Source organism: Arthrobacter sp. P1_B4, assembly GCF_056406555.1.
Window position 1 is genome coordinate 1 of sequence record NZ_JBFTZW010000142.1, and the last position, 5,187, is coordinate 5,187.

At 65.3% G+C, this 5,187-nt stretch carries 7 protein-coding genes and 1 pseudogene; 7 read left to right on the forward strand and 1 reads right to left on the reverse strand.

Annotation, left to right across the window (positions count from 1 at the left end):
- The 7 genes and pseudogenes from AC1D1W_RS19785 to AC1D1W_RS19815 form a co-directional block, all read left to right on the forward strand.
- Positions 1–886 (forward strand): SRPBCC family protein (locus AC1D1W_RS19785; protein ID WP_476944593.1); only part of this gene is annotated, 886 nt, incomplete at its 5' end.
- Between the two features lie 310 nt (positions 887–1,196).
- Entirely contained in the window at positions 1,197–1,754 is a 558-nt protein-coding gene (locus tag AC1D1W_RS19790) for a putative immunity protein (protein WP_243177924.1), read from the forward strand.
- A gap of 110 nt (positions 1,755–1,864) precedes the next feature.
- Complete coding sequence (locus AC1D1W_RS19795; RefSeq protein ID WP_476944594.1) at positions 1,865–2,470, forward strand: dihydrofolate reductase family protein; 606 nt, start codon at positions 1,865–1,867, stop codon at positions 2,468–2,470.
- Positions 2,471–2,489: 19 nt separating this feature from the next.
- Positions 2,490–2,767: pseudogene (locus AC1D1W_RS19800) on the forward strand (aldehyde dehydrogenase family protein); the annotation flags it as partial.
- A gap of 49 nt (positions 2,768–2,816) precedes the next feature.
- Positions 2,817–2,981: a hypothetical protein gene (locus AC1D1W_RS19805; RefSeq protein ID WP_476944598.1), complete on the forward strand. Its 165-nt coding sequence runs from the start codon at positions 2,817–2,819 to the stop codon at positions 2,979–2,981.
- 308 nt (positions 2,982–3,289) lie between these two features.
- Entirely contained in the window at positions 3,290–3,703 is a 414-nt protein-coding gene (locus AC1D1W_RS19810; RefSeq protein ID WP_476944595.1) for a hypothetical protein, read from the forward strand.
- Between the two features lie 68 nt (positions 3,704–3,771).
- Positions 3,772–4,653, forward strand: a complete 882-nt coding sequence (locus AC1D1W_RS19815; protein ID WP_476944596.1) for a lipocalin-like domain-containing protein — start codon at positions 3,772–3,774, stop codon at positions 4,651–4,653.
- A 79-nt stretch (positions 4,654–4,732) separates the two neighbouring features.
- On the opposite strand, the gene AC1D1W_RS19820 is transcribed toward AC1D1W_RS19815, so the two are convergent.
- Positions 4,733–5,101, reverse strand: coding sequence for an SDR family oxidoreductase (locus tag AC1D1W_RS19820; RefSeq protein ID WP_476944597.1), 369 nt, complete (start codon positions 5,099–5,101; stop codon positions 4,733–4,735).
- Positions 5,102–5,187: the final 86 nt, after the last annotated feature.

Sequence of the window (5,187 nt, forward strand, 5' to 3'; positions counted from 1 at the left end):
GGTCAACGTTCCCGTGAGCGTGGCCTACAACCAGTGGACCCAGTTCGAAGACTTCCCGCATTTCATGGGTGCGGTGAAGAGCGTAAAACAACTTAGCGACGACCGCCTGGAGTGGGTTGCGGAAATCGCCGGGGTACGGCGGCAGTGGCAGGCCAAAATCCTCGAGCAGATACCTGACCAAAAGGTGGCCTGGGCAGCCACAGAGGGCGCAACCAATGCCGGTGTGGTGATGTTTGAAGATGTCGGCGGCGGCCAAACGTCGGTCATGCTGACCCTCGACTACGAGCCCGAAGGCATCGTGGAAAAGGTTGGCGACAAACTTGATGTTGTGGCCAAGCAGGCCGAGGCGGACCTCAACCGGTTCAAAACCTTTATCGAGGACGAGGGCTACGCCACCGGAGCCTGGCGGGGAACTGTCAGCGAGGGGGCCTCGACCGATACTCCGGGCATCGACGCGGCGGCCGGCTCGCGGGGGGACAGCGGCAAAGCGGGCGTATCCGGCAAGGTGATTGCCGGGGCCGGACTAGCTGCTGCGGCCGCCGCGGGTGTCGCTGCGGCAGCAACCGGCCAAAACGAAGCAGCCGGCGAATCGGCGCCCAGGAATGACACTGCAGCCTCAACCGTGCCGCCCACAGGAACCACCGGAAGCGTCTTCCCGGGTGAGGGATCCGCCCAGGGCACGAGCAGGGCGGCGAATGACACGGTCGTTGACCGACCCACCGAGAAGCCTTTCGATCAGACCAATGGCCTCATAGATACCGACGGTGATGGTGACGGGACCCCCGCGAGCGATGGCCTGAGTGAGCCCGACCGGGAGCGGGAGCGAGGCACGGGAGGCGGACCAGGCGCCATCCCGCCGGCTGGAGGCAGCTTGGGGCAGCACTGACATCACCCGGAGTGGACGGTCTGCTCCGAATGCCAGCACCTGGACGAGTGGGGCTCGGAGATAACCGAGCCCCACTACCCTGGCGCCCGGCGCGAAATCCCTGGGCTTGGAACCCAGACTGCGACCCCACCCGGTAGAGGCCTCCAGCCGGAACAGGCTGCATTGCGTTCCGGGGCGGCTCCGGCCCACCCAAGTCATGTCCAGGGTTCCGGCCGGGAATCCAGACATGCCCAAGTATCGAGACCGAGATTCGCGTGCATCGCAATGCCCGTAAGCCGATCGGTCTGCAAGGCGTGTGTATGGTGCTGATATGGCTTCTCCGCAGACGCTAAGTGAGCCCGAGCGCCGCGTCGTCGCGGGCTGGGCCGCAGACTGCGCTGAGCGGGTGGTGGCTTTATTTGAGGCCGAGGCTCCTGCAGATGGTCGCCCCCGCGACGCCATCTCCCGGGCCCGGGCCTTCGCTCGCGGTGAGCTCGGTGCCGCCGACGAGATCCGCCGGCGGTTTGTGGCCGGCCGTGCCGCAGGCGAGGTTACCAGCCCTGCTGCGGTGGCTGCCGCCCGGTCCGCCACGCAAGCCGCCGCCGTCGCCCACATGGGAGCGCACGCCCTGGGGGCAGCGGCGTATGCCGCGAAAGCGGCCGGACTCGCGGCGCCCGATCGACCCCAGACGATCGACGACGAGATCCACTGGCAACTCGAGCACATGAGTGCCGAAGCCCGGTCCGCGCTCCGGCGCCTGCCACCGCTGGGCGCGAATTCCGCCGGTCCGCTGGGGCCAGGACTTCTCGCATCCGGAATCCTCGCCTCGATCATCCGCACGATCCAGGCCGACTTGGCCCGCCCCGACCGGCCTGCCTCCTCCAGCTGAACGAGGCGACCATTCGCCGGAGACGGTGGTCGAGGAAGCCATCACCTGCTACGATCCCCAGAATCCCCCACACGACCGCACGCAGGTCGCAATCACTCAGGAGGTTCGCGATGCCGGACACCACCTGCCACATGTCGATCTCGCTGGACGGCTTCGTCGCCGGGCCGGACCAGAGCCGCGAGAACCCCCTGGGCAAGCGGGGGCTGGAACTGCACGGCTGGCACATCGGCGACCCGCGCGCCAACGATGCCGACAAGGTCGCGAACGAGTGGCTCATGCGCCCGCGCGGCGCATATGTGATGGGTCGGAACATGTTCGGCCCCATCCGCGGGGACTGGGATGAGGAATGGAAAGGCTGGTGGGGAGCCGAACCGCCCTATCACGCGCCGGTGTTCGTGCTGACCCATCACGAACATGACCCGATCCAGCTGGACGGCGGGACGACCTTCCACTTTGTCACCGAGGGCTTCGACTCGGCCTACTCCGCAGCCTGCCAGGCCGGCGGAGACAAAGGCGTGGACATCGCCGGTGGGGCCTCGACCGTCCGACAGGCACTGATCGCCGGCGTGATCGACGAGCTCACCCTCGACATCGCACCGGTCCTGCTCGGTTCGGGCGAGCGTATTTTCGACGGGGTTGAATCCTTCGGCTTCGAGCCCGCCGAGGTGCTTCACTCACCGCTGGCCACCCACATCCGCTATCGCCGCGTCGGCTGACTCCGAACACGCTGCCGGCCTCCCGCGCCGCAGACAGTACGACGTCGTCGACAACCTGGTGGAAGCGGCTAAGGCTTCCGGGGCCCGCGTCCTGCTCGGCGGCAACCCGGGCACCGACCAGCCAGGCTACTTCTACCCACCACCCTCGTAGCCGACATCGACAACAACAACCCCTTGGTGGCGGAGGAGCAGGTCCGCCCGGCCCTGCCGATAGTCCGTTACAGCACGATTGACGAGGCTGTTGCAATGGCTACCGCCCTCGACGTCGGACTCGGAGCCTGTGCCTGGTCCTCGGACTGGTCCACTCGGAATTTGCGGGTCTTGCCCTGCGAGATCATCCGGGGTAATGCTGGACGAAGGGATCCGAGCAGACTTCGAGCTGACGGTTTCCCGGCAGATTGCCAAGTGGAAGCGTGGCGAAGCCGAGGTCGACGTGAATCCCGAAGCACTGGCCCGCGCGTCGCCGCAAGTATTGCTGGATTGTTGGTGGTCGGGGCGAACCCTCACGTGACGGTTGCGAGCGTGGCCGCACCGGTCCCGGCCGCGCCAGGCAGGATTGAGGCTTGGATTCCTAAGTGCGACCCCGACGTTGACCACAATCCCAAGCCGGTACGGAATGGTGAACGGCGGCCACCCATCAGTGGCCGCACCAAGCTCCGCGGGAAAGGCTCGAACCGGATGGCCGGATCAGCCCTTCCCTCGTAGGGAGCGTTTGATGCGCGGCGTTCGAGTCGGCCAACCAGCGCCGCAGACCCGCGACGGATCCTCGATTTGTCGACCGCAGACTAAGGCCGTGGGGGTCCACCAGGAGGTTTAGCCATGTATGAGAGTAAAGAGCAGAACCATCGCCCGTTGATCGAGGGCGGAGGTGAAGGTGCGGACGTCGCCCGCGCGTCAGGACCAGGAATTGACCGCCGCAGGGTCTTGGGATCGGGTCTGGCGATGGCCGCCACGGCGGGTCTGTTGGGGGCCGGTGCCGCCCCTCGGGCCAGCGCGGCAGCCCCCGGGGAGGCTGGCCCGTTCCAGGAAGTCAGCGGCCATGCCCTGTACCTCTTGCCGCAGGACCACAAATGGCACACGGGCGGAATCTTCGACACCGGGCAGTTCCAGGAGTGGCACTACTGGACCGGCTTCTTCACCGATGACGACACCGGGGAAGAGTTCGGCATTTTCTACAACCTCACGAACAATCCGAGTGCGCCGGGGGGCCCTCGCTGTGGGAGCAAGGCGTAAGCTTCTCGTTCGGAGACTTCGCCAAGCAGGAGTTGATCTGGGCGCACCAGCCGACCGCTGTTGGCTCATTGCAGGGGACACGGCCGCCGGACTCGACCTCGCCGGACGACTTCCAGTACAGCGCCAAGGGCGAGAACGTGGAATTCACCACGGTGTACCGTGCCGAGCCGGACACGTGGCGCTTCCAGTTCACGGGTGTCGCCGCAAACAACGGGAGCTCGCCCATCGCCATGGACATGGAGAACACGGCCCAGTCACCGTACGGCTACATGCCGGTCGGGCTGGGCGGCTTTGAGAACCAGAACATCCCCTGGAACGGGCAGAACCTGGATCCCGCCACCATGTACGCGCTGTCGTACTATTACACCGGTCCGATTTCAAAGAGTAAGGGCACCGTCACCATCGGCGGTAAGACCCGCCACCTCACAGGCACGATCTGGTTTGAGCACCAGTGGGGGAACTTCAACTCCGGGCAGCAGGTGTGGACGACTGCGTATACCTGGGGGGCGCTGACGTTCAACGATGGCACAGTCTTCACGTGGCGCCAGTGGTACGGCGCACCCAACGGATCGGCTCCACTCCAACCGATCCTGGAGATCGGCCGCAACTCGTATGGGACGCCCAACGGCACACCAGACGGCAGCCTCACCTTCCACGTGGGGAACAACGCGGAGTGGAAAGCGTTGAAGACTTGGAAATCACCGGTAAGCGGGCGCAACATCGCCACTCAGGTACAACTGACCAGCACCTTCGGGATCTGGTACCTCACGAGCGTCTTCGACAACTACGAGATGCCCTGGGGCTACCCGCCCTACGGGAACAATCCCTACAGCTTTGTTGAATCCGCGATGTGGGTCCGTACCGGCTCGGTCGACGGGCCGATTGTCGGCCACGCGTTCATGGAGCAGGCCAACCAGTTCACCCTGTACCAGGGTGCCGTTCCCGGGTAGAGACTGCGGCCGCCTCACTTGTCCCGCACCGGACGCGTGAGGCGGTGGCTCGAAGGGTGAACGAACGCCTTAGCGACATTCAGTCATCGGACGCGGCCATGTCTTCGCGGGCGACGGAGTCGGCAAAGTTCTTCGCTGTGATGATGAGCGCCGCATTGYGCACCGCCCCCGTCACATTTCCGGCAAGGAAAGCATTCTGACCGGAGACCCCGATGATGCGCCCATAGCCCGACTCGGTCATGACCGCCAGCGCGGCGTTCGCGACTCTGAGAAAACCGAGCATCTTGTCATCCACGGCTTCAAGYACCTGCCTCGGGTCAGAATTGCGCGCTGGATCGAGGGTCTGCTCGCTTGGCGCCGCAGCGACGACGACGCCGTCCAGGCGACCATGTTCTTCCAGCAGCGTGGAGATGCGCTCGGCCAGCGACGGTAATCCGACCTCCCCCATCGGTGTGACGGGTCTTCCCCCGGTGCGAGAATGTCTGCATGCTCACCTTCCTGGAGACTGAACGACTTCTGCTCCGGCAGTTCACC

Excerpts from the sequence above, each read along its gene's own strand:
- AC1D1W_RS19790 (WP_243177924.1), top strand. The coding sequence starts at position 1,197 with ATGGCTTCTCCGCAGACGCTAAGTGAGCCCGAGCGCCGCGTCGTCGCG.
- AC1D1W_RS19795 (WP_476944594.1), top strand. The coding sequence starts at position 1,865 with ATGCCGGACACCACCTGCCACATGTCGATCTCGCTGGACGGCTTCGTC.
- AC1D1W_RS19805 (WP_476944598.1), top strand. The coding sequence starts at position 2,817 with ATGCTGGACGAAGGGATCCGAGCAGACTTCGAGCTGACGGTTTCCCGG.
- AC1D1W_RS19810 (WP_476944595.1), top strand. The coding sequence starts at position 3,290 with ATGTATGAGAGTAAAGAGCAGAACCATCGCCCGTTGATCGAGGGCGGA.